The organism is Sphingobium sp. JAI105 (assembly GCF_015752145.1).
GTDB classification, from domain to species: Bacteria; Pseudomonadota; Alphaproteobacteria; order Sphingomonadales; family Sphingomonadaceae; genus Sphingobium; species Sphingobium xenophagum.
Genome location: NZ_JADOUC010000002.1, coordinates 1,133,118 through 1,156,768 on the forward strand (window position 1 = coordinate 1,133,118; position 23,651 = coordinate 1,156,768).

19 protein-coding genes are annotated in these 23,651 nt (G+C 61.8%); 12 read left to right on the forward strand and 7 right to left on the reverse strand.

Annotated elements, in window-relative coordinates:
• The first annotated feature begins 11 nt into the window (after window positions 1-11).
• Window positions 12-395 (forward strand): c-type cytochrome, encoded by a 384-nt coding sequence (locus IWY39_RS22585; protein WP_107124899.1) that lies wholly within the window; start codon window positions 12-14, stop codon window positions 393-395.
• A 3-nt stretch (window positions 396-398) separates the two neighbouring features.
• Here the strand turns inward: IWY39_RS22585 and IWY39_RS22590 are convergent, their stop codons facing one another.
• Window positions 399-1,766 carry an ATP-binding protein gene (locus tag IWY39_RS22590; protein WP_107124815.1) on the reverse strand — a complete coding sequence of 456 codons (1,368 nt, stop codon included), beginning with the start codon at window positions 1,764-1,766 and terminating at the stop codon, window positions 399-401.
• On the reverse strand, window positions 1,763-2,497 hold the full coding sequence (locus IWY39_RS22595; RefSeq protein WP_107124814.1) for a response regulator transcription factor: 735 nt from the start codon (window positions 2,495-2,497) through the stop codon (window positions 1,763-1,765). Before IWY39_RS22595 ends, IWY39_RS22590 begins: the two co-directional genes overlap by 4 nt.
• A gap of 340 nt (window positions 2,498-2,837) precedes the next feature.
• On the opposite strand from IWY39_RS22595, the gene IWY39_RS22600 reads away from it, so the two are divergent.
• The 10 genes from IWY39_RS22600 to IWY39_RS22645 all read left to right on the forward strand — a co-directional run bounded on the left by IWY39_RS22600 (window position 2,838) and on the right by IWY39_RS22645 (window position 14,021).
• Entirely contained in the window at window positions 2,838-3,965 is a 1,128-nt protein-coding gene (locus IWY39_RS22600) for an efflux RND transporter periplasmic adaptor subunit (RefSeq protein WP_181316733.1), read from the forward strand.
• A gap of 10 nt (window positions 3,966-3,975) precedes the next feature.
• Window positions 3,976-7,125: an efflux RND transporter permease subunit gene (locus tag IWY39_RS22605; protein WP_107124813.1), complete on the forward strand. Its 3,150-nt coding sequence runs from the start codon at window positions 3,976-3,978 to the stop codon at window positions 7,123-7,125.
• The gene (locus IWY39_RS22610) at window positions 7,122-8,477 is read left to right on the forward strand and encodes an efflux transporter outer membrane subunit (protein ID WP_107124812.1); all 1,356 of its coding nucleotides are present in this window, start codon (window positions 7,122-7,124) and stop codon (window positions 8,475-8,477) included. The genes IWY39_RS22605 and IWY39_RS22610 overlap by 4 nt, the downstream gene beginning before the upstream one ends.
• A 193-nt stretch (window positions 8,478-8,670) precedes the next feature.
• Window positions 8,671-9,675: a ThuA domain-containing protein gene (locus tag IWY39_RS22615; RefSeq protein WP_231377813.1), complete on the forward strand. Its 1,005-nt coding sequence runs from the start codon at window positions 8,671-8,673 to the stop codon at window positions 9,673-9,675.
• Window positions 9,676-9,786: 111 nt separating this feature from the next.
• On the forward strand, window positions 9,787-10,440 hold the full coding sequence (locus IWY39_RS22620) for a TetR/AcrR family transcriptional regulator (RefSeq protein WP_107124810.1): 654 nt from the start codon (window positions 9,787-9,789) through the stop codon (window positions 10,438-10,440).
• Window positions 10,441-10,615: 175 nt separating this feature from the next.
• Entirely contained in the window at window positions 10,616-11,791 is a 1,176-nt protein-coding gene (locus tag IWY39_RS22625; protein ID WP_181316731.1) for an amine dehydrogenase large subunit, read from the forward strand.
• Window positions 11,792-11,793: 2 nt separating this feature from the next.
• A complete protein-coding gene (locus IWY39_RS22630; protein ID WP_107124808.1) occupies window positions 11,794-12,324 on the forward strand; it encodes a MauE/DoxX family redox-associated membrane protein in 531 nt (176 codons plus the stop codon).
• A 6-nt stretch (window positions 12,325-12,330) separates the two neighbouring features.
• The gene (locus IWY39_RS22635; protein ID WP_107124807.1) at window positions 12,331-12,933 is read left to right on the forward strand and encodes a methylamine utilization protein MauD; all 603 of its coding nucleotides are present in this window, start codon (window positions 12,331-12,333) and stop codon (window positions 12,931-12,933) included.
• A 23-nt stretch (window positions 12,934-12,956) separates the two neighbouring features.
• Entirely contained in the window at window positions 12,957-13,502 is a 546-nt protein-coding gene (locus IWY39_RS22640) for a methylamine dehydrogenase light chain (RefSeq protein WP_107124806.1), read from the forward strand.
• A gap of 12 nt (window positions 13,503-13,514) precedes the next feature.
• Entirely contained in the window at window positions 13,515-14,021 is a 507-nt protein-coding gene (locus IWY39_RS22645) for a cytochrome C (RefSeq protein ID WP_107124805.1), read from the forward strand.
• Window positions 14,022-14,101: 80 nt separating this feature from the next.
• Here the strand turns inward: IWY39_RS22645 and IWY39_RS22650 are convergent, their stop codons facing one another.
• Window positions 14,102-16,855, reverse strand: coding sequence for a TonB-dependent receptor (locus IWY39_RS22650; protein WP_181316729.1), 2,754 nt, complete (start codon window positions 16,853-16,855; stop codon window positions 14,102-14,104).
• Window positions 16,856-17,225: 370 nt separating this feature from the next.
• Between IWY39_RS22650 and IWY39_RS22655 the strand changes: the two genes are divergently transcribed.
• A complete protein-coding gene (locus IWY39_RS22655; protein WP_107124803.1) occupies window positions 17,226-19,256 on the forward strand; it encodes a tetratricopeptide repeat-containing sulfotransferase family protein in 2,031 nt (676 codons plus the stop codon).
• Here IWY39_RS22655 and qhpE read toward each other — a convergent pair.
• From qhpE to IWY39_RS22675, 4 genes are read right to left on the reverse strand one after another with little or no spacing between them, the layout of a single operon-like run.
• Window positions 19,244-19,864: a subtilisin-like serine protease QhpE gene (gene qhpE / locus IWY39_RS22660; RefSeq protein WP_107124802.1), complete on the reverse strand. Its 621-nt coding sequence runs from the start codon at window positions 19,862-19,864 to the stop codon at window positions 19,244-19,246. The genes IWY39_RS22655 and qhpE overlap by 13 nt on opposite strands.
• Window positions 19,857-21,560, reverse strand: a complete 1,704-nt coding sequence (locus IWY39_RS22665) for an ABC transporter ATP-binding protein (RefSeq protein ID WP_107124801.1) — start codon at window positions 21,558-21,560, stop codon at window positions 19,857-19,859. Before IWY39_RS22665 ends, qhpE begins: the two co-directional genes overlap by 8 nt.
• Window positions 21,557-22,564, reverse strand: coding sequence for a hypothetical protein (locus IWY39_RS22670; RefSeq protein ID WP_107124800.1), 1,008 nt, complete (start codon window positions 22,562-22,564; stop codon window positions 21,557-21,559). The genes IWY39_RS22665 and IWY39_RS22670 overlap by 4 nt, the downstream gene beginning before the upstream one ends.
• Entirely contained in the window at window positions 22,561-23,649 is a 1,089-nt protein-coding gene (locus IWY39_RS22675) for a YncE family protein (RefSeq protein ID WP_107124799.1), read from the reverse strand. The genes IWY39_RS22670 and IWY39_RS22675 overlap by 4 nt, the downstream gene beginning before the upstream one ends.
• Window positions 23,650-23,651: the final 2 nt, after the last annotated feature.

Sequence of the window (23,651 nt, forward strand, 5' to 3'; positions counted from 1 at the left end):
TGAGCGGAAGCATGAGAATGGCACGGAGTTTGACTGGACTGACAATCGCTGTGGTCGCGATGGCTGCCACGCCCGCGCTGGCCCAGGCCGGCGATGCAGCCAAGGGCAAGATTGTGTTCGCGCGCTGCGCACTATGCCATGATGTCAAGCCGGGACCCAAGAAGATGGGACCAAATCTGGCAGGTCTGTTTGGCCGGACGTCCGGGACCATGCCGGGCTTTACCTATTCGTCCGCCATGCAGCAGGCAAAGATCCGCTGGGACGCCAAGGCACTCGATACGTTCCTGACCAAGCCCAGCGCCCTTGTGCCGGGTAACCGCATGGCCTTTGCCGGCGTGCCCAAGGCAGATGACCGCGCCAATCTGATCGCCTATCTTAAAGCCGAAACAAAATAGGCGTCATGCCTTCATGTCGATGGTGGCGATCAACCCGCCATCATCGGCATTGCGCAACCGTACCGACGCTTCGAAGCTCATGGCCAGCGATCGGGCGATGGTGAGGCCGATGCCGGTGCCGGTGCGTCCGCCGGGCTGACCGGTTGCACCGCGCGTAAAAGGTTCGAACATCTGGTCGAGCCGGTCGGCGGGAATGCCCGGTCCCCGGTCGCGGATATGAATCAGGACACGGCCCCCTGCCCGCGCGCAGCTGATGTCGGCGCTGCCGCCATAGCGTACCGCATTGTCGACCAGATTGGCGATGCAGCGGATCAGCGCGTTGGGCTTGACGCGGACGGTACCGCCGCAGCCGGTCAGGAACCGCACCGGCGCGCCCAGTTCTTCCGCATCCTCGGCCATGCTGGCAAGCAGTGAGTCGATGTCGAGGACCGACCACTCTTCCCTCGCTTCCGTGCTGCTGGCCAGGTCCAGCCCCTCCCGCACCAGTTGCTGCATGGCTTCATGATCAGCCAGCAGCCGGGCGCGCAATTCCGCATTTTCGACCAGTTCCAGCCGCAAACGCAGCCGGGTGAGCGGCGTCTGTATGTCGTGGCTGATAGCGGCCAGCAGTTGCGTCCGTTCGGCAAAGCCCGCTCTGGCGCGCCGCTGCATGAGGTTGAAGGTGGAAAGCGCGGCGCGGACCTCCTCAGGTCCGCGTTCTGGAATTTCCTCCGGGTCGAGCGATACCGAAAAAGCCTCCGCTGCCTGTTCCAGTCGACGCAACGGTTTGGATACGAAGCGGGCGACGAATATCGCAAGACCGGCTGACGCGGCGACGATTACCAGCAAATAGAGCGGATTGAATATGGTGCTGGGCGGCTTGGCAAGGCGCGGAAAGCTGAGCGCCATTTCGCGCCGCTGCCCGGCATGGTCGGTAAAACGAACGATCCAGCAGTCTGGCCGCGGCGCATCGATCAGGCCAGCTGCCCGTTCCCAGCGATTTGTGTAGCTGACAAAGCAGAGGCCAGTCGGCACCTGCCCGGCTTCTGGCTGCGATCGCGGACCAAGACGTTCGACAAGCGCCTCTTGCAGCGCTGTATCCGGTTCGGCAAGCGCGACTCCGGGCGGTGCTGGCGCTGCGCCTCCTATGCTGTGGTCGGCCATCATCGCCTCGGTCCGCGCAGCATCCCGCTGCAAACGGTTGGCAATGTCCACGGCGCTGGCCACCACGCGCTGCCGCCGCACCCGCTCAAAATCATGGCGGCGGATTTGTTCCGCCACCAACAGCGCAATGATCGCCGCGACCGTCATGCCCAGCGTCAGGATGACGAAAATCTGCCCGGCCATGGACCGGAAAAAGCTGCGAACCCGGCCGCCCAGCCGCGCTATCATGAATAATCCACCGCGCTGGCCAGCACATAGCCCTCGCCCCGCACTGTCAGGATCAGTTCGCTGCCGCCTGCAACACTGCTCAGCTTCTGTCGCAAGCGGCTGATCTGGAGATCGATGGAGCGGTCGAACGCGGCGGTGGCGCGCCGTTCGGGCAGCAAGGCTTCCCGTCCCAGCACGATATTGGGCTGCTCTATAAAGTTGCACAGCAGTCGATATTCCGCCGATGACAGCATGACCAGTCGATCATCCGGCGCAATCAGCCGTCGCTGGACTAGGTCAAGCCGCCACGGGCCGAAATGGGCGTAACGCGCCGAACCTGCCCTGCCCTGCGCGCCATTGTCGCCACGGCCCCGGCGCAACAGATTGCGGATGCGTACCAGCAGTTCGCGCGGTTCGAACGGTTTGGTCAGATAATCGTCAGCGCCCAGTTCCAGCCCCAGCACACGGTCGATCGCACTGCCCCGTGCGGTCACCATGATGATCTGCACATCCGATCCCTCCCCGCGCAATTCGCGGCACAGCGACAGACCATCGCCGTCGGGCAGGTTGAGGTCGAGGACGATGAGGTCGACCGCATGATCGCGCAATGTCTGCCGCAATTCGCCCAGATTGGCAGCGGACAGCAGCCGGTAATTTTCCTGGGCCAGTTGCCCGACGATCAATTCCCTGATGTCCGCGTCATCGTCGACGACCAATATGGTTGCGGCACGAGTGGAGGCAGTGTCGGGCATCCCCCTTCCCTAGCGCGTTGCGGGGCGAAAGTCTGCCCGGCGGTCGTCGATGATACAGGGTGATACAAAGCGATACGCTGCGCCGCACACTGGGACAGACGGATGCCAAATTTGGCTATGCCGGTGCTGGTAAAATAGCCAAGACACGAGGGTCGGCTGCCCCCTCGCCGACACCATGCGGAGTCCTTGCGATGCCTGTCCGTCCAGCGGGACGGGCAATCAGCACCCTCGATCCGGCCGTCAGCGCGCTCCCCCCTCCCCCTGCGCGCCCGGAAGGCAAAAGCGGCGCGACAAGCGCATCGCAAGGCTCCGCCTGGTCAAGAAGGAAACCCAGCCGCCTATGTTTGCGCCATTGCCTGTACGATCCCTCTCCTTGCTGGCGCTTTGCCTGGCCATGACCGCCTGTGGCGACAAGCCGCCGCCGCAAAAGGGACCGATCGAAGTGGGCGTGGTGACGCTGACGACCCGCGATGTGACGGTGGCGAGCGAATTGCCCGGCCGCACCGTATCGACCATGATGTCGCAGGTCCGTCCGCAGGTAGCCGGCGTCATCCAGAAGCGGCTGTTTACCGAAGGATCGCTGGTAAGCGCGGGACAGCCCCTCTATGAGATCGACCAGCGGCTGTACCGGGCGTCCCGCGACGAGGCGATTGCCGCGCTGGCGAGCGCGCAGGCGAGCGCTGCTGCGGCGCAGGCGAAGGCACGGCGCTATGCAACCCTGTCGGACAATGAAGCCGTCAGCGCGCAGGAGCGCGACGACGTCAACGCAACCGCGAGGCAGGCGGCCGCCGCCGTTCAGCAGGCACGCGCCTCCCTAGCGACCAGCAACGTCAATTTGCAATTCACGCTCGTCCGCGCGCCGATCAGCGGCCGGATTGGCCGAACATTGTTCACGCAGGGGGCGCTGGTCACGGCCAGCCAGGCGGACCCGTTGACCACGATCCAGCAGCTTGACCCCATCTATGTCGACATCACCCAGTCGAGCGCCCAACTGTTGCAGTTGCGGCGGTCGCTGGCGGCGGGCAGGACGCTGCCAGCCAGCGCGACGATCCGGCTGAAACTGGACGATGGCAGCGACTATCCGCAGGCCGGGCAGATCGAATTTGCCGAACCGATCGTGGACGTCAACAGCGGCACCGTGACGCTGCGTGCGCGTTTTCCCAATCCCGACGGGCTGTTGCTGCCCGGCATGTTCGTGCGCGTCGTCGCGCCGCAGGCCGTCGTGCCCAACGCCATTCTGGCCCCGCAACAGGGGATCAGCCGCGACCCCAAGGGCAATGCGACGGCGCTGGTGGTGACGAAGGACAATAAGGTCGAACGGCGGACGGTCATGGCGGGACAGGCGATTGGCGACGCTTGGCTGATCACTAACGGGCTGAAGGCCGGCGACCGGCTGATCGTGGAGGGCACCGACAAGGTGAAACCCGATGACAAGGTGAAGCCCGTGACCATCGCGACCAAGAAGTAGGAGCCCGGTCTTGCTCAGTCGCTTTTTCATCGAACGGCCGATCTTCGCCTGGGTCATAGCCATCGGCGTGATGATCGCGGGCATCGGGGCCATGCTGTCGCTGCCGATCGCCCAATATCCCGACATTGCGCCCCCATCGGTCGGCGTCAACGCGACCTATCCCGGCGCGTCCGCCGAAACCGTTGAAACCAGCGTCACCCAGGTCATTGAACAGCAACTGACCGGCATCGACGGGCTGATGTATTTTTCCTCCTCATCCTCCTCGACCGGGCGTTCGTCGATCACGGTGACGTTCGTGAAGGGCACCAACCCGGACACGGCGCAGGTGCAGGTGCAGAACAAGGTGCAGCAAGCGCTCAGTCGCTTGCCCAATGCCGTGCAGCAGCAGGGATTGACCGTCACGAAGTCGCAGACCGACTTCCTGATGCTGGTCGGCCTTTATGATGAGACCAACCGGGCTTCGCAGTCCGACATTTCCGACTATCTGGTCAATCATTTCCAGGATTCGATCGCGCGGATCGACGGCGTGGGATCGTCCCAGATATTCGGATCGCAATATGCGATGCGGATCTGGCTCGACCCCTACAAGCTGGCCGCCGTCAAGCTGATGCCGTCCGACGTGCAGAGCGCGATCGCCGCGCAGAATGTCGAAGTGTCCGCCGGGCAGATCGGCGCTGATCCCGCCCCTGCCGGGCAACAGCTCAACGCGACTGTCACGGCGCGGGCGCGGCTGCAGACGCCTGAGCAGTTCCGCAACATCATCGTCAAGACGCAGAGCGACGGGTCCATCGTCCATCTGTCCGACGTCGCGCGGGTCGAACTGGGCAATGAAAGCTATACTACTGCGGCCCAACTGAACGGTCATCCAGCGTCGGGCATGGCGTTGCAGCTGGCGCCGGGAGCCGATGCGCTCAAGACAGCGGAACTGGTCAAGGCGCGGGTGGCGACGCTGTCGACCAACCTGCCCGACGGCTACAGGATCGTATTCCCGCGCGACACGACGCCCTTCATCAAACTGTCGGTCGAGGAAGTCGTCAAGACATTGATCGAGGCGGTGCTGCTGGTCGTCGTCGTGATGTTCCTGTTCCTGCAAAGCTGGCGCGCGACGCTGATCCCGACCATTGCGGTTCCTGTCGTGCTGCTCGGCACATTCGGCGTGCTGGCGCTATTTGGCTATTCGATCAACACGCTGACCCTGTTCGGCATGGTGCTGTCGATCGGGTTGCTGGTCGACGACGCGATCGTCGTTGTCGAAAATGTCGAGCGCATCATGGAGGAGGAAGGGCTGTCGGCGCGCGAGGCGACGATCAAGTCGATGGAGGAGATTGGCAGCGCGCTGGTGGGCATTGCGCTCGTCCTGTCGGCCGTATTGTTGCCCATGGCCTTTTTCGGCGGATCGACGGGCGTAATCTATCGCCAGTTTTCGATCACGATCGTGTCGTCCATGCTGCTGTCGGTGCTGGTGGCGCTGATCCTGTCCCCGGCCTTGTGCGCCACGATCCTGAAACCCATTGCAGAGGAACGGCGGACACAGGGCTGGTCGGGCAAGTTCAATCGCTGGTTTGATCGACTCACCGATGGCTATGTTCGCCGTACGACGCGCATGCTGGGCAAGCGGACGCTGTTCTGGGGTGGTTATGTGGTCATCCTGGCCATCCTAGTCCTGCTGTTCGTGCGGCTCCCCACCAGTTTTCTGCCGGTCGAGGATCAGGGGCAGGTAATGGTGCAAATGACCCTGCCCGCCGGTGCGAAATCCAGTCGCACCGCTCGCGCGGTGGAACAGATGCAGAATTATTTCCTGAGTGACGAGAAGGACAATATCTCCTTCGCCTTCGTCATGACCGGCTTCAGCTTTGCGGGCCAGGGCGAAAATACCGCGCAGGGCTTCATCAATCTGGCGCCATGGGGCGATCGGCCGGGCGCCATAAGCAGCGCCAATGCAATTGTCGGGCGGGCCAACAAGCGGCTTGCCGCCATCCGCGATGCGCGGGTGTTGGCGATGACGCCGCCTGCCATTCGCGGCCTTGGCCAGTCCAACGGCTTCACCTTTGAATTGCTCAATAGCGGCGGGCTGTCGCGCGCGCGCTTTCTGGAGTTGCGCGATCAGTTGCTGGCCGCTGCGCAGAAGGACCCGCAGCTTGCAGGCGTGCGCGCCGCCACGCTGGAGGATACGCCACAGCTCAAGGTCGATATCGATTCCGAAAAACTGGCCGTTCTGGGGCTGACCCAAAGCGATGTCGACAATGTGCTGACATCCGCCTGGGGCAGCCGCTACGTCAATGATTTCGTTGATCGCGGCAGGGTGAAGCGCGTTTATATGCAGGCCGATGCGCCCTATCGCGCGCTGCCGAGCGATCTCGACAAATGGATGGTGCGGTCGAACGCCACCGGCGAGATGGTTCCCTTCTCCGCCTTCGCGACCAGCCATTGGACGATGGGACCGACCACCGTTGCGCGTTTCAACGGGCAGTCCGCCTATGAAATTCAGGGACAGGCTGGCCCCGGCGCCAGTTCGGGCGAAGCGATGGACCGGATCGTCGAATTGCAGAAGCAACTGCCCGCTGGCACCAGCTATGCCTGGAGCGGCCTGTCCTACCAGGAGCAATTGTCGGGCGGGCAAGCACCATTGCTTTATGCGCTTTCCGTGCTCATCGTCTTTCTGTGCCTGGCCGCGCTGTATGAAAGCTGGTCGATCCCCTTTGCCGTACTGCTGGTCATTCCCCTGGGTCTGATAGGCGCAGTGGTTGCGGTGTGGGCGCGCGGACTGGAGAATAATATCTATTTTCAGGTCGGGCTGCTGACCACCATGGGGCTGGCGGCGAAGAATGCGATCCTGATCGTCGAATTTGCCGAACTGGCGCATCGGCAGGGCAAGGACGCCCTGTCGTCGGCGCTGGAGGCGGCGCGGCTGCGGTTCCGGCCAATTCTGATGACCAGTCTTGCCTTCATCGCAGGGGTCGTCCCGCTCGCCGTCGCCACAGGCGCGGGCGCGCAGAGCCGTATCGCGATCGGCACGGCAGTGGTGGGCGGCATGGTGACGGCGACGGTGTTGGCGATCTTCTACGTGCCGCTCTTCTTCGTCACTATCGCCCGGCTGTTTGGCAATGACTGGCCGATCAAACCTGAGCCGGCACCGCCCGCTGCCGGAGTGCCCGCATGAACCGTACCGCCCTTCCTTTGGTCGCTGGGTTGATGCTGGCAGCTTGTACCATGGCTCCGGCCTATGAGCGCCCTGCCCCGCCGATCCCGGCGATGCTCCCGACGGGTGAAGCCTATGCGCCTGCACAGGTTGGCGTGCAGCCAGGACTGGCCTGGGGGCAAGTCGTCAGCGATCCGGCGCTGCGCACCGTGATCGAACGGGCGCTCGCCAATAATCGCGACCTGCGTGCGGCGCTGGCCAACATAATGTCGGCGCGCGCCCAATATCGGGTACAGCGCGCTGCCCAACTGCCGACGCTGACGGGTGATGCGAGGGCGAACGTCACCCGGCAAAATGACAGCTATAGCGCCGACATCGGCATCAGCGCCTTCGAAATCGACCTGTTCGGTCGGGTCCGCAGCTTGAGCGAAGCGGCGCAGGAAAATTATCTGGCCACGCAGGAGGGCGCCCGCGCCACGCGCATCGCCCTGATCGCGGAAACCGCCACGGCCTATGCAACGCTCGCTGCGGATCGGGAATTGCTGGACCTGTCCCGCCAAACGCTCGCCAATGCAGAGCGCAGCCTGAAGCTGACCCAGTCGCTCAACGGCGCGGGGCTGAGCGGCAAGCTGGATGTCTTTCAGGCGCAAACCATAGTGGAACAGGCCGCGTCGGACGTCGCCGTCAATGTGACGCAGGTAGCGCAGGACCGCAATGCGCTGGACCTGCTGGTCGGTGCCCCGATCGAGGGTGCGTTGCTGCCAACCTCGCTTGATGGCTTGATCGCGGGGATCGCAAGAGTGCCCGCTGGTCTGTCGTCCGACATGCTGCTCCAGCGGCCCGACATCTTGCAGGCCGAGCATCAGCTCAAGGCCGCCAATGCCAATATCGGCGCGGCACGCGCAGCGATGTTTCCGAAAATCAGCCTGACCTCGGCGATCGGCATTGCCAGTTCGGCGCTCTCCTCGCTCTTTACCGGCGATGCCTTCACCTGGTCGGCCAGCCCGTCCGCCACCATGCCGATATTCGGCGGTCCCGCCCGCGGCAATCTGGATTATAGCAAGGCACAGCGCGACCTGGCGCTGGCGCAATATGAAAAAGCGATCCAGACCGCCTTTCGCGAAGTCGCCGACGCGCTGGCGCGCGACGGCACGATCGACGCGCAACAGGCGGCTCAACGCCGTCTGGTCGCCGCCAGCCAGCGCGCCTATGATCTGTCCGAACAGCGATACCGGTCGGGAATCGACACATTCCTGAACACGCTCGTCAACCAGCGGTCGCTCTACAGCGCTCAGCGGACCGCAATCGCCACGGACCTTGCGCTCGCCAGCAACCGGTTGCGGCTATACAGGGTCATCGCCGCCGACCAGTAATAGATAGCGCTATCATAATTCAGGTTGACCATGGTTTTTGCCCGGCCTAGTCCCTGAGGAACAAACTATATTTGACAAGGACCGTCGCCCGGTGCTGATCAGGCAGGCATTTCTGGGCTGTATCGCAGCGCTGGCTTCCATATTGGCAATCCCTGCCATTGCCAAACCTGTGATCGACTGCCCATTGCGCGATATGCCGTTTTCGACGGCCACGCCGCTGATCGACATATTGCGTAGCCCTGCGGCACGGAGCGTGATGGACAAAGTCGTTCCCGGCCGGATCGATACATTGCTGCCTTTCTTTACCGGCACGACGCCGCCAAGCTTCTCTGCAATCCTGTCGCTTCGTGAAGCCGTCGGCATGCTCCAGATCAAGCCTGACAAGGTCGCCGCGATTGAGGCTGAGCTTAAGGCGCTGCCGGTGACCGATGCGGAAAAGGCGGCACGCTGCGCCCGATACGACAATGATGTGCCCACATTCGCGCTGCCCGCTGGCCGTCCGCGACTGCTGCTGTTTGAAAAGATCAACGGTTTTCGCGACGGACCATCGGTTGATGCAGCGCGCAAGGCATTGCTGGGCATGGCCAGGCGCATGGGCTGGTCGATGGTCGTCACCGACAAGGGTGGCGCATTCAATCCCGGCACGCTGCGCACATTTGACGCTGTCATCTGGAACAATGTCAGCGGCGACGTGCTGACATTGTCGCAGCGCAAGGCGCTTCAGGCCTATCTAGCGCGCGGTGGCGGTTTTGTGGGCATGCATGGCACGGCGGGCGACCCGGTGTATTTCTGGGACTGGTATGCGGACAGGCTGATCGGCGCGCGGTTCAAGGGGCATCCATCCCATCCACAATTTCAGGAGGCGCGCATTGCGGTGAACAAGGCGCATCCTCTGGCAAGCGCGCTGCCCGCCGAATGGCGGATGACCGACGAATGGTATTCATTCCGTACCAACCCGCGCACGGCTGGCGCCGATGTGCTGCTGACCCTGGATGAGAGCAGCTATGAGCTGGCGGATGGCTTGCGGATGGGCGATCACCCGCTGGCCTGGACAAACTGCATCGGCAAAGGCCGTATTTTCTATTCAGCCATTGGCCATTTGCCCGAAAGTTACAGCCAGGCGCAGCATGTCAGCCTGCTCGAAAGCGCCATCGGCTGGGCCGCCAATCGCAACGCACCATGCAGGGCCAAGGGGTAGGCCAGCCGGGCAAAAACGCGACAGATGACATCATGCCTCCGCCCGAAATGGCGGCAAAGGGTGGCCACCGGTCCTATTGAATGATAGGAGCGGCCCAAGGCAGATAGTGACATGACATCCTCACCCACCCGTCCCGGCATATACGCACGCGGGACCGAAACGGTCGACCAGATCCTCAAGGCAGCGCTGGCGGTATTGATCGACGAAGGGGCGGACGCCTTCACCTTGCGCCGAATCGCCGCGCGCTGTGATATGAAGGTCGGCAATGTCAGCTATCATTTCCCGCGCAAGGAAATGCTGATCCAGGTGATGCTGGACGAACTGGTCGATTCCTATGGCGCGATGATGGACCAGATGGTGCGCAAGCCGGGCCTGACGGTCGAAGAACGGCTACGGCGCGTCATCATCCTGTGCCTGGATGATATACAGAGCAAGCGCACCACCCATTTATTCACCGAATTATGGGCATTGGCCAATCATAGCGATTTCGTCGCCGATCGGGTGCGCGCCTTTTACGAACGGGTGCATCGCGCCATCGGCGAATATGTCGCTGAGCTCAACCCGGACCTGAGCGCCGACGAAGTGCATAGCGTCGCCCTGTTCATCAGCGCGTCGATGGAAGGATCCACCCCGTTTCTGGGCTATGGCAAACCATGGGCGCACAAAATGCCGGCCTTTACCGCGCTTGCCGCGACGTCGTTGATCCAGCTGGCCAAAACGGTGACATCGCGGGATCTTGAAGGGTTGATGACAGAGGCCGCCTAGAGCGAACAAACCGGCCAAATGGGCACCATATTGCTGCATTGCAAAATATATTTCCGTTCCGCCCCCGAAACCCCTTGACCAATACCGGACAGCTGTCCAATCTTTGCGCAGACGCCGGCGTACAGACCCGATGAGTCAGCCCCGCCGTCCGCACGATCAAGGGGGATCACGCCAGATGCCGAGGACCGCCGCCAGGGGATTGTTCGCTGCTGCCGCATGGGGATGGGCACTGCTCGCCGGCCCGACGCAGGCCGCGCCCGCCGATACCGGCGCGGCGCTGGAAATGGAAACGTCTGACGTCCTGAGTATCACTCCGCCCAAACCAACTTGGTTCTTTGTGGATGGCGGTTGGGACATGCCGGGCACCAGCATCTTCGACGGCGAAACCGGCAAGATGAAGGGCATGGTCGAAACCCGCCGCCTGGCCGATTTTGCGATCGATCCAGCGGGGAAATATTATTATGTCGCCGAAACCATCTGGTCGAAGGGCGATCGCGGCACGCGGCAGGACATGGTTTCTGTCTATGACAGCCAGACATTGAACCTGATCACCGAAGTCCCGCTGCCGGGCCGCATATTGATTGGCGCGCGGAAGAATAATTTCATCGTCAGCGACGATGGCAAGACCGCCTATGTCTATGATTTCAGTCCCGTGTCCGGGGTGAATATCGTCGATCTGGTCAAGCGTAAGTTCGTAACCGCCGTGGAACTGCCCGGTTGCGCCAGCATGATGCCCAATCCGGGGGTTGGCTTTTCCGCCCTTTGCTCGGACGGATCGCTGGCAACGGTTGCGATCAAGGGGACCAAGGCGAACATCACCCATAGCGCGCCCTTCTTTTCCGCGACCGACGACCCGATCTTCGACAATTTCACCTATGACAAGCATAAGAAGGAAACGACCTTCCTGACCTATACCGGCCAGATTTATCAGGCCAAGCTGGGTCCGACGCCGACCATTTCTGCGCCCTTCTCGATCCAGGCGGCCGCTGGCATCCGTCCGGGCGAAACCAAGCCGCTGGAGCTGAACTGGTATCCGGGCGGTCGCCAGCCCATGGCGCTGCATCGACCGTCCGGCCATTTGTTCGTGCTGATGCATATGGGCGAATATTGGTCGCACAAGGCGTCCGGCACCGAAGTGTGGGAGGTCGATCTGCCCACGCAAAAGGTCGTCAAGCGGCGCACGCTCAAGGAACCGATGAACAATATCGAGGTGTCGCAGACCGACAAGCCGATGCTGTTCATGAACGGTGAAGGCGGCAACGCCATTGTCGTCGACGTCGCGACGGGTGAAGAAAAGCACAAGATAGAAAGAGCCGGGGGCAGCACCATCACGGTTGCGGACCCGTCCTGACCATGGCGCTGGGGCTGGCAATCATGGGACTGGCCGCATCGGTAGGCGTTGGACTCGTCCTGCTGATCGCGGGCTTTGAAAAGCTGCGCCACCGCATCCTGTTGCCCGGCGTGATCGCCAATTACCGCCTACTCCCCAACGGCCTGGTGGCACCCGCCGCGACAATCCTGCCGATCGCCGAAATATTGATCGGCGCTGCGCTGATCGCGGGTGGATCGCCGCTGCCGGTGCTGCTGGCAATCCTGCTGCTGATGCTGTTCGGGGCGGCGATGGCGATCAATATCCGGCGTGGCCGAACCCATATCGATTGCGGCTGTGGCCGATCGCAACTGCGCCATCCGATAGGCTGGTCGCTGGTCGCACGCAACGCCATACTGGCGACATTGCTTGTTCCGCGCCTATGGGGCGCGCCAACGCTCGGCGCGATGGACATCGCCACTGCCATGGTCGGCGGTGTCGCACTCTATCTGGCCTATCTACTCTGCAATTCCATCGGCGCGCTGATCGCGTTGCCCGCCGCCCACCGGAGATAAGCAATCATGATGACATCGCTCATTGTCTCGCAAATATTGTCGTGGATCATGATCCTTGGCTTTGGCGTGGCGCTGCTCGCGATCGCGCGTCAGGTCGGCGTGCTGCACATTCGCGTTGCGCCTGCCGGTGCATTGACGACCAGCGGTGGCCCGGCGGTGGGCGACGCCACGGTCAAGGTCGATGCGCGCTTGCTGGACGGCGGCCCGGTAACGATTGGCGGGCACGCCCATGACATACCGCTGCGCCTGCTGATGTTCGTGTCGGCGCAATGCCCGCTGTGCAAATCGATCATTCCGATGGCGAAATCCTTTGCCCGCGACGAGCGTGTTGCGCTCAGTTTCGTCGGTGACGATGATGCCGCGACCCAGCGCGCGATGATCGCGCAGCACGGGCTGGAAGCTTATCCATTCGTGAATGGCCCTGAAGTGGGTCAGGCCTTCGGCGTCGCGAAGTTGCCCTATGCGGTGTTGATCGACGCGGAGGGGACGATCCTGTCCAAGGGACTGGTCAACAGCCGCGAACATCTCGAAAGTCTGATCGTGGCCCATGAGATGGGGATCAAGACCGTGCAGGATTATATCGGATCGTTAGAGGCGCAGGCTGCCTGAGCGGCATATAGGGGGTCAGTGAGATGAAGAAATTTGACGCCGACGCCATGGGGGAACGCCTGTTGCGCAAGCTGGCGGGCGGCACGTCGCGCCGTTCCATGTTGTCGCGACTGGGGGCGACGTTGGTGGCGGCTCCCGCCTTTCCTCTGTTGCCGGTCAGCCGCGCCGAAGCAGCCAAGCCAGACCGGTCACCGGAAGGCAAGACCGGTTTCGCGCGCAACGCCCAGACGAAAGACGACACCAAGTGCGACTATTGGCGCTATTGCGCCATCGACGGAGCGCTGTGCACATGCTGCGGCGGCGGCATCCACAGTTGCCCGCCGGGGGCCGAGCCTTCGCCCGTGTCCTGGGTCGGCACCTGCATCAACCCGGACGACGGCAAGGCCTATCTCATCGCCTATCGCGACTGTTGCGGCAAACCGGCCTGCGGGCAGTGCGGTTGCGACAATACCGACCGCGAAACCCAACTCTATGTGCCGCAACTCAACAATGACGTGATCTGGTGCTTCGGTACGACCAGCATGGAGTATCATTGTTCGACCGCGGTGCTGGTGGGATCCGCCAGCTAGGATCGGGCGGCGATGCGCAGGCTTGTTCTTGGTTCGCTGTTCTTGATCGGCGCGGTCGGTATTGGCCGCGCCGCGCTGCCGCCATTGGGCCCGCTGCCCGCCGCGATCACCGATCCTGACCTTGCGCGATCCGACTATGCCGAACATTGCGGTGGCTGCCATGGTATTCAGGGCAGCGCTGCACCCGCGCTATTGCCCGAATTGCGCGGGCGGGTTGGCTGGTTCATGTGTACCCCGCAATCGCGGGCCTATCTTATCCGCCTGCCCAATATCGCGCACAGCCGGATCAAGGACAATCAACAGCTTGCCGATCTGGTCAATTACATGGTCTTTGGCCTGGGTGGGGCCAGCGTGCCAAAGGGCGCCAAGCCTTTCACGGCGCAAGAGGTGGCACACGAACGCCAGTTCGCGCTGACATCCGTTTCGCTGAAGGCGGAGCGCGCCCGCTATGTCGAGGCTGCAATCCGCCAGTGCGGCGCGCCGGCCGCCATGCGACGGCTCTATCCGGGGCAGGAATAAAAGGATTTCATAACCGAATTGGTAAAAATAATGCCGCCGGATCGCTGGTCCGGCGGCATTATCAAGTCAGTAGCAAGCGCTCAGAATTTCTGGCCGAAGCGGATGCCGAAAAATTGCGGCTTGATGGTGAAGGTACGCGACGACCCGGAACAGAAGTCGATCGAACAGAAAGTATTTTTGGTCAGTTGGCCACGCTTGTCGAAGGCGTTCTGGATGAACAGCGTCACGCTCCAACTGTCCTTCTTGATGCCGCCGGAAAAGTCGAAGCTGACAAAGCCCTTTGTGTTGCCAAGCAGCGCATTATTATCGACGTTCAGATCCTGGGTCGCTCCGGTCTGGTAGAGCGCCGCGCCCTGCACATAGGCGCTATAGTCGCCCATATAGGTGTCGTAGCGGATTGATGTCGTGCCCTTGAACTTGGGCTGGCGTGGCAGGCGGGTGCCATTGGCAGCAGCGACCTGCGGCGTTGGTGGGCTGGATTCGGGCACATCCTGACCTAGCGTACAACTCGATAGTTGGGAGATGGTCGATGTATCTTTGTCCAGCGCGAAGTTGCAGAAATTGCCTTTCAGCTTGCCGTCATTATAGGCACCGGAGGTCGAGATCGTCACCTTGCCCAGCTTCAGGTCGGCATCATATTCGATACCCTTGACCACCGCCTTGCCCGCATTGCCGGTCATGCCCGCACCCTGCGCGCCGGACACCACGACACCATATTGGATATTATTCCATTTCTCATAATAGACCGCTGCATTGAAGCGGAAGATGTTGTTCCAGGTCGTTTTGACGCCGAGTTCGAAATTGGTGAGCGTTTCGGACTTGAACGGAGCGACATCGACCGGGCCGAAGTTGCGGATGCGCAGTGGACGGTTGAAACCGCCGGGGCGGAAGCCGGTGGAATAATTGAAATAGACCATCTTGTTGGGCTGGAACTGCCAGTCGAGCGCGACCTTGTGCGTCTCGCCATCTTCCTCATAGCGTCCTGTCTGGTCGGTCGCGCGGAAATTGGTGTTGAGGCATTGCAGCCGCTCGGCTGGGAGTGGCGTCGGGCAACCCATTTCCCCGGTCGGGACAAAGACCGACGTGACCGTATTCGCCGCAGACCCAGCAACACCGGCAAAGCCCTTGACCGCATAATCGGTCCAGAAATAACGAATGCCGCCGGTCAGCTTCAATGTCGGCGTGATATTATAATGGCCTTCGGCGAAGATCGCCTTGTCATGATAAAGCTGGTTCTGCTCGACAGCGTAGAAGCCATCGCCCTTTACCGCCTGTGTCCCCAGCAGCATCGTGCCAAGCGGATTGCCGTTGGGGTTGATAACCGTGTCGGTGAAGTAAGGTACGCTATCATCCGCGGTGTCGGGTATTCCATCCTGATCATAATCGATCGCGAACATCGCCGGTACGCCGATCAACCCACCAGCCACATCGCCGCCGCCGGTCTGGGTATAGCCCGTGATCGTATCCAGCCCGCGAATGGCATAATAGGTGTTCGTCTTATTTTTCTGCCGCTGATAGAAACCACCGATCGTCACGTCGAACGGCCAATCCTTCGGCGTCGAAAGGCGTAATTCCTGGGTAAATTTGTTGCGGTGCGTATCGGCATGATAATATTGCGTCGGGTCGATCAGCGAACATTGCTGTGATGCGCCCGACCCGGTGCAATTATCGAAAAATTGCAAATAGCTTTCATAGCCCGGCCCGAAACCGTCATAAGTGACTGTATAATAAGTATAGTCGTTGAGCGTTCGCGTCCTACGTTTGAAATAGCCGGTCGCCGAAACAATGTCCCAGTCGCCGATATGACCATGGATGCTGAGCGCCGCCTGATACCAGCGATCGTCATTCCTGGTCTTGTCATAATCATGCACTTCCAGATCGCCGACGCGCGGATCAAAGCCGAAATAGCCGTTGGCAACCTGCTTTTGCGCAGTGATTTCCGGCGCGACCGACCAGCCATCCACCGGCTCCCACAGCAATTGGACGCGACCGCCAAATTCCTTGATATTATTATAGTCATCCTTGGCGATGTCGGAATTGTCGAGATTGAAGAAGGTCGCCGGGTTTTCGTCTCCCAGCGTATAAACGGCCGGATCGCCATTGTTGAGCAATCCGTTATTGGGCCTATTGTCGATATAGCCGCCATCACGCCGGTAATAGCCCATGGCGCGGACCGCCAATGTGTCGCTTAGCGGCACGTTGATGTAGGATTCGAGCTGGCCGCCAAAGTCCCCCTTGCCATATTTATTGGCCTCGACATCGTAGCCGAACTCGAACTTGTCCATATTGGGCTTGTTGGTGATGATGCGGATGGTGCCGGCCAGCGATCCCGCGCCATAAAGCGTGCCCTGCGGCCCGGCCAGCGCTTCTACGCGCTCCAGATCATAGGCATGGATGTCGGGCACTTCCGTGCCCGTGATCGGAATGTCGTTCAGATAATAGCCAACCGAGGCATAAGCGCCGCCCGCTGGCACGATGCCGCGGAAAAAGGCGGTGTTCCGGCCTGGCCCGATCCCCTCGAACGATACGGACGGCAACAGGGTGGCGAAATCGCTCAAGCCCTTGACCTGCCGCTCCGCCAGCGTTTCAGCACCCAGCGCCTGCATGGAAATCGGCACTTTCTGGATGCTCTGTGCACTGCGGGTTGCCGTGACAACGATTTCAGTGAGGCCACCGCCCGCTTCGTCGGCAGGTGATGTCATGGCTGGATCAGCGGCTTGGTCAGCAACGGCACTGGCCGCGCGCGCCATGCCTGTAGCGCCCAGCCCGGCCAATATGGTGGTCACGCCCAATATCTTCACAAGTTGCGACCGGCGACGAGACGGAATTTTCATAGTGTTGGACTCCCCCTTGAAAAGATGCCCTCCACTCTCCCAAAATCGCGGTTATCCCGCGCGATTATGACGCATTGCAGCGTATTTTCAGCTGGCGTGTCACAAGCCGAATTTCGCAAGGGCAAAACAGCCCCACGACCGGAAACGGCGCACGCCTCCAGACCTGCCGAACGACGGCATGGCATCACAATTTACCTGTATACCCCTTGGACTTTCGCTATTTCGTACGCTTGTCCAAGTTTGATAATGCTGTAACGATGGCAGGAGTCAACAGCCTAATTTTGCTGTTCCCGCCCTTCGGTCGCTCCTGTTGTTGCGCAACTGCAATATCCTGTTCATTGTGCAAACGAGAAAGGAAGTAAAAGCCTCCATGGACGCTGCTTCGCACCCGCCGGTCCCCCCTTCCCGCGCACTGAACGTGGCGGTAGATCGCGCTGCCAAGCTGCTGGACACCCGGCCGGCAGAGGCTTTGGCGCATGCAGAAGAGATACTGACAAAAACCCCCGGCCTGCCGCCCGCCGAACTGGTCGCTGCCCAGGCTTTGCGGCGCTTGGGCCAGCCAGACGCCGCTCTCTCGCGGCTTGCAGCGCTTGCCCGTCGCCAGCCGAACGTGCCCGCCCTGTTATGGGAACTCGCACAGGCTGCGAGCGAAACGGGCGATAGTGCGCAGGCTATCGCCGCGCTGGAACGCCTGGTCCGCCAACAAGCCGGTGTGGCGAGCGGCTGGTTCCTGCTGGCGCGCGAATTACGGAAAGTCGGCCGTGACGACCAGGCATGGCGCGCAGACCTGTCGGGCATCCATGCCTCATCGCGCGACCGCGATTTGCTTGAAGCAGCGGTGGCAATGAATGAGGGTCGGCTGGACGATGCCGTTGCGAGTCTGCATGCACGGCTTGCCCGGTTGCCGGACGATCCCGTCGCTGCGCGGTTGCTGGGCGAAATTCACTGGCGTCGCGGGGATATGAGCGCGGCCCTGATATTGGTCGAACGCGCTGTCGCCACCGCCCCCGGCTTCGATCTGGCGCGCGATTTTCTCATCCGGCTGCTGCTCCAGAACAACCGCCTGACCGACGCGCTCGCCCACGCGGATATTCTGGCGCAATCTCCGCTCGACAATCCGGGCTATGCGCTGCTGCGTGCTTCGGTGCTGGTGCGGCTGGGCGATCAGGCGCAGGCGGCCGCCATTTATGAAGGCCTGCTGGCACAAAAGCCGGATCAACCGCAACTCTGGCAGAATCTGGGCCATGCGCTCAAGACGCTGGGGCGGCAGGCGGAGGCAATTCATGCCTATCGCCAGGCGGTGCGCTATCTGCCGACCATGGGCGAAGCCTGGTGGAGCCTTGCCAATCTCAAGACCGTCAAGCTCGACGCAGCGGATATTGCCGCGATGGAACAGGCGCTGTCGATGCTGGCGCCGGAGGCGGCGACACGGAGCGAGGACATCTTCCACCTCCATTTTTCACTCGGCAAGGCGCTGGAGGACGCGCGCGATTATGCCGCTTCCTTTGGTCATTATGATCGCGGCAACCGCCTGCGCCGCTCGCTGCTATCCTATGATGCCGATGAATTTGCCGCGGAAGTCAAGGCAACGAAAGCCTGCTTTACTGCCGCCTTCCTCACGCGAATGGGAAAAGGCGGCGCCGCTGCGCCCGATCCCGTCTTTGTGGTCGGCCTTCCCCGGTCCGGCTCCACGCTGGTCGAACAGATACTCTCCAGCCACAGTCAGGTTGAGGGGACGATGGAACTGCCGGAGATGATGATCATCGCCAGCCGCCTGCAATCACGCATCGACGAAGGCGAATTCCCTGATTTTGCCACGATGATCGCGTCGTTGACGCCAGCCGACCGGCAACGGCTGGGCGAGGAATATATCGATCGCACCCGCGTTCACCGCCAGAGCGACAAGCCCCGCTTCATCGACAAAATGCCCAATAATTGGCAGCATGTTGGCCTGATCCGGCTGATCCTGCCAAACGCCAAGATCATTGACGCGCGTCGCCATCCGATGGGCTGCTGCTTTTCAGGATGGAAACAGCATTTCGCTCGCGGTCAGGCCTTTACTTACGATTTGAGCGAGATCAGTCGCTATTATCGCGATTATGTGGCGCTGATGAGCGCGTTCGATGCGGCAGCGCCCGGCCATGTCCACCGTGTGCATTATGAACATATGGTCGCCGACACGCCCCGCGAAGTCGCGCGGCTGCTCGACTATCTCGGCCTGCCGTTCGAGGAGGCATGCCTTGCCTTCTGGCGGACGGAGCGGGCAGTCCGCACCGCGAGTTCGGAACAGGTGCGTCAGCCGATCTTCACTGATGGCGTCGATCATTGGCGGCATTTCGCGCCTTTGCTCGGTCCTCTGGAAGAGGCGCTGGGACCGGAAATCGCAGCCTATCCGGCCTGACGCTCCCGCCCTATGATCCCACTGACATTGGCGACAGCGAAACTCACCCCATGAAGATTGCGCCGCTGTTCGACGCCGGGGATTGGGCGTGGATGGCCGCTGGCATGGATGACCCCATCCTGCACAGAATAGATTCCACGCGGGCAATCCCAATCGAGGGTGACGCCGAAGACCCCGTCGAGACTGCCCGGATAGCAGGCCTGTCCGTCAACATCGCGCGCCGCGACAATCTGAATTTCTGCAACCCTGGCCCGCTCCACTACCGCCGCAAAAGCCGCGCTGTGCGCCGGATTGATGGTCCCAAGACTGAGATTGATCAGATCGACCCGCGCCTCGACCGCCAGATCAATCGCGCTGACGAGCGCCCGCGCACTGGCGCGAAGCGCCGCATGAAAGACCCGGATCGGCAGGCATAAGGCATCGGGCGCCTGATCCATGATGGCAGAGGTTACGGCCGTGCCATGGCCCAGGTCGTCCAGCGTATCGCCTTGGGTAAAGCTGCCATCGCGCGCCACGGAAAAGCCCGGCAATAGGCGCGCGGCATCAATATGCGGATGGTCGGGATGCACCCCGCTGTCGATGATCGCGATCCGTACCGGATCAGGCATGAACCGGCTCACCGCGCCGCTCTACCCTAGCGCGCCCGTCCGTCAGCGTCACGATCATGTCGGCCAGCTGCGCCATGGCGGGCTTGTGCGTGATGATGATGATGGTCGCATCGGGCAACGCCCCGCGCAGCCGCCCTGCAATCAATTGCTCCGTTTCCCCGTCCAGCGCCGATGTCGGCTCGTCGAGTATCAGGATGCTGGGCGAGCGCAGCAATGCCCGCGCGAGAACGATCCGTTGCCGCTCCCCCGCCGACAATGCCATGCCACGCTCCCCCGCCCGCGTGTCGTACCCCAGCGGCAGCCGCGCGATAAAATCGTCCAGCCCCGCCGCATGGGCGGCAGCCTCTATCTGGGCCTGTCGCACATCCGGAAGCGCAAAGCCGATATTCGCCGCGATCGTATCGTTAAACAGATAGGGCGACTGGTCGACCAGAATGATCTCCCGCCGGACATCGTCAAGCACATAGTCGCGCAGGTTACGGTCATTGACCATCACGCGCCCGGCATCGGGATCAAGATAGCGCACCATCAGGTCCGCCATGGTCGATTTTCCTACTCCGCTCGGTCCAAGAATCGCGCACAGGCTGCCCGCTGCTATCGTGAGGTCGATATCGCGTAGCACGACGTCACGATCATAGCGCATTGCCACCCGTTCGAACCGGATCGCTTGCGCCCGCTCCAGCGGCACTGGTTCGGCGCCCTCGACCACATCGGGCTTTGTATCAAACAATTCGAATATCCGGCCCAGCGAAACCCGTGCCGACGCGAGGCCAGACGTCAGCCCCATCAGCGTCTGGATCGGCGATAGCAGCCGCATATGATAGGTCATGAACGCGACCAGCGTACCGATGCTCATGCCATCTTCGATGATGCGCCAGCCGCCATAGAGGATCACTGCCGATGTCGCAGCGGTCATCAGCGTGCCGGGCAACGCGCCAGTCATGTAGGAGGCTATCTGCATCCGCAACATTGCGCCGACAAAGGCATCATTCTTCCGCTGGAAGCGTCCGACCTCATGCTCGCCCGCGCGTAGCGAAGCCACCACCCGCATGCCCATGATCGTATCGACCAGCAAGCTGCCCAGGTCCGCACCCTTTTCCCGCATGTCACGGGTCAGCGCGATCAACCGCCGCTGATAGTAAGCGAATGTCGCGAGACTTGCCGGGACCAGCACGACGCTTACCAGGAACAACCGCCAGTCGAGCCACAGCATCATGGCCACGCAGCCGACGAAGAAGAGCAGGTTGCTGACGACCGATAGCATGGTATCGGACGCGATCCGCTGCACATCGCTTACATCGCTGTTCATCCGCGATACGAGATCGCCCAGCCGGAAGCTGCCGTAAAAGCGTGGCGAAAGCGTCTGGAGATGGCGCAGTAGGGCCGCGCGAATATCATAGAGCATCGCCGCCGACAGGGCGACATAGCGATAGCTGGCGAGGATGTTGACCGCGAACCCGGCAACGGTCACGCCAATCATGATCGCGGCGATCCGTACCAGCGCGCCCATATCTCGTCGCAAAAGCGCCTGGTCGATCATCAATTTGGACAGATAGGGCTGCGCCAACCCCAGCGCGGTCGACACAAGGCTGATCGCCAGAACCACCATCAGCGCGCCGCGATAGGGCCGCAGGAAGGGGCTTAGTCGCTTGTAAGTGCTCCAGTCGGCAACCGGCGCGGGCGTTGCGCAACTCATGCCGCCTGCTGCCGGGGCACCAGCCGGAACCCGTCCAGCACGAAGGCTGGCTCCGGCATCTTCGCCAGCAGGCCGGTGCACCAGCGATGCCCGTCCATCAATGCATCATGCTGCGCCCGCCACCAGTCACCCGTCCCGCCGCCGGCGTAGAATTGCGCACAGAGCGCCAGATGCCGCCGCATCGCCGCGATCAGCATGGACTGATAATGGGTCAGCAATGCCGCGCGATCGCCGCCCTCTGCAATGCCGATCAGCAGCGCGGAGGCCAATATGCCTTCCCGCACCGATTGCGCGGTGCCATCGCCACAGAGCGGATCGAAGCCCAATGCCGCGGTGCCACAGGCCAGCCAGTCGTCGCCGCACAGGGGCAGATGCAGCCGTGGCGCTGCGGGAAAGGGCATGGAGGCCGCCCCGACGGCGTCGACCACTGGCGCAATCAATCCGCTCTGCGCCAGCAGGTCGTCCAGAGACCCGCCTACCCCCAGCAACCAGCCTTCCCCCGTTCCGGCGGGCACCAGAAACAGCCAGCCATCCGGTACCGCCTCTACCATGCCCTCCTGCGCGCAAGCCGGGTCCCGCAAGCGTATCTTCACGGCGACGGCGTTGCGATCACCAAAGATACGCATCTCGCCCGATGGCTGCGGCGGCGCGGCGTGAATGGAGAAATCGACCGGCACGGGCCCGGCGGCAGGTTTGTCGCTGGCCAACGCCGCCTGCACCGCTTCTTCCGACACCAGAGCCGCGCTGTGGGGGACCGCCACCGGCGCACCACCCCAGGCAATCACTCGACGCTTGATCCTGGGACTATCTGCAAAGAGGCCGGGCCGCCCGAACACGTCGCGCAGGAGCGCCAGAGCGGGATCGCTCAACAGGATCGTCGGCACCGGCGTGCGATGAGCGGCTTCGCTTGCGACCCGAAGGCCCGCTCCATGCAATAGATGTGCGCATGTCGTCGCCGCAATCCCGCTGCCCCGGATGCCGACGATCAAGCGCCTTTGGCTCATTCCACTGCGACCATGCCTGCGCCAGTGGTGTCATAGCCCAGATCCAGCGTCACCTCATGCTTGAGCGTTCGGGCGTCATAGACTTCCAGATCATAGCTCGCGCCATAAATATATAGTTTCGCGCCATCGATGGACATGCCCAGGCGGAAACGCGACCGGCATGGAAACTCCGCCTTGTCGACCACGGCATTGCTGGCCATGTCCATATGCCAAAATTCGCAGCGCTTATTGCCATATTTGCCGTTGGTGACGACGGTGTAGGCCTGCTTGCCGTCGGGCGTAACCTGTAGTCCGGCCATCGCGTCTGGTGCAGGGCCGATGGGAGTAAAATCGAACTGCCGGGTCGACAAATCGAAGCGCGCCAGGCCGAACATCTTGTTATGGACATAGGTGTCGGCGGCATTGAACAGCGCCACATATTGCCCCGGTGTACGGATGGCGTCCAACGTGCCGCCAAAGCCGACATTTTCCATGCCGGTGCCTTCCGGCTTGGCCAGGTCGATCCGGTCCGTCACCTTGAGCGTCGCTAGGTCGATGATCGCGACCTTTTCCCCGAAGGCGTAGAGCGTTTTACCGTCTGGCGACACTTTATACCCCGCGCGCCAGCTGCCGGAACGTTCATCCTCCTTGTCGAGCTCGGCCGTCCGGACGACCTTTTGCTGTTTCAGGTCGATGACGCCATACATGGGCTTGCTGACGGTATAGCGGTCTATGCCCTTGTCGAATTTGGAGAGGACGGTGTAGAAATAGCGACCCGTAGGATCGGGCACCCCGCCCCAGAAACGATAGCGGGTGGTGCCGTCGTTCAGGCTGAATTTGTTGATCACCTTGCGCGTCGCGGTGTCGATCACCTCAATCCCGCCGGTGGTGATGGTCGTTACATAGATGCGCTTGCCATCGTCGGACAATTGCATCGACGTGGGCAGGCCGGTGTCCAGCTTGATCGTGCCGGTGACGGCCCCCTTGCTTTCTTCAAACACCAGAAGGCGGTCGGGATAGGAGCCCATGAACAGCGTAGCTGCGTGCATGGGCGCAGCGCCCAGCATCGCCAGGCCAGCGCCCAGCATCAGACGAAATTTATGCATGG